A 1,080-nucleotide genomic window follows, 5' to 3' on the forward strand; every position below is an offset into this window, starting at 1 on the left:
TGTACCGGGTCAGGGCGTTGGTCGCAGTCGGCTGATCGGGGGCTTTCCTCCGAGGGCTGAGTGGTGTCGTCCAGTGTTGTAGTGCTCGAGCCAGGGGTCAAGGGCTGCGGTGCGCTCGTCGTTTGAGGTGAACGGCTGCCGGTAGGCCCACTCGGTTTGCAGGGTCCGGTTGAAGCGTTCCACCTTGCCGTTCTGCCAGGGGCAATGCGGTTTGATGAACTTCTGACGGATGCCGTGCGCGGCGCAGACCTCGCGCAGCGACCAGCGGTATGCCCAGGCATTGTCGGTGATCAGCCGCTCGATCCGGGAGATACCGTGGGCGGCGAAGTAGGCGACCGCGCGCTCGAAGAATGCAGCGCAGGTAGTGCCCTTCTCGTCGGGGAGGACCTCGGAGTACGCCAGCCGGGAGTGGTCGTCGACGACCGAGTGGACATAGTCGAAGCCCACCTTTGTGTTCCGGTCCCGCAGGATCGATCCCGCGCCTCTGCCGTGGGCCTTCCAACCGCCGCCGTCGGGGATACGTCCGAGCTTCTTCACGTCCATGTGCACCAGCTCGCCGGGGCGCTCGCGTTCGTAGCGGACAGCGGTGGTGTTCGACGCGCGGATCTGCTCACCGGTCATCGGGTCCAGCTCGGCCAGACGCGGCAGTCCCGCCCGCGCGAGGATGCGCGAGACCGTCCGCGCCGGCACCCCGGTCCGGGTCGCGATCTCGTCACGCCCGAGCCGTTGCTTCTTCCGGATCGCGATCACGGCCGCCGCCTGGGCATCGGACGTGCGATTGGCGATATGGTGCGGCCGCGAGGACCGGTCATGCAGGCCGGCTTCCCCCTCAGCCCGGTAGCGGTCCAGCCATCGCTTCACGCAGCGGCGAGATACTCCCATTGCCGCCGCGATATGTGCTTGTTTCCAACCGGCCTGGGCGCGATGAACGATGAGCAGCCTGCCGTGCACGGTCAGACGGGCGTTACGGTGGGACATGAGAACCTCCGAGTTCGTGAAGACGTCAGATATCTCCACTAAGCCCGGAGGTTCTCCCTTTTCACAAGGCCCGCACCACCACCAACCTCATGGCCGGGTACA

1 protein-coding gene is annotated in these 1,080 nt (G+C 66.1%); it reads right to left on the reverse strand.

All coding sequences use genetic code 11. The features are described from left to right. Window positions 1–9 precede the first annotated feature (9 nt). Entirely contained in the window at window positions 10–978 is a 969-nt protein-coding gene (locus JD276_RS15685) for an IS481 family transposase (protein ID WP_200116597.1), read from the reverse strand. Window positions 979–1,080 lie beyond the last annotated feature (102 nt).

It is taken from the genome of Leucobacter chromiisoli (genome assembly GCF_016522505.1).
In the GTDB taxonomy this organism is placed as follows: Bacteria; Actinomycetota; Actinomycetes; order Actinomycetales; family Microbacteriaceae; genus Leucobacter; species Leucobacter chromiisoli.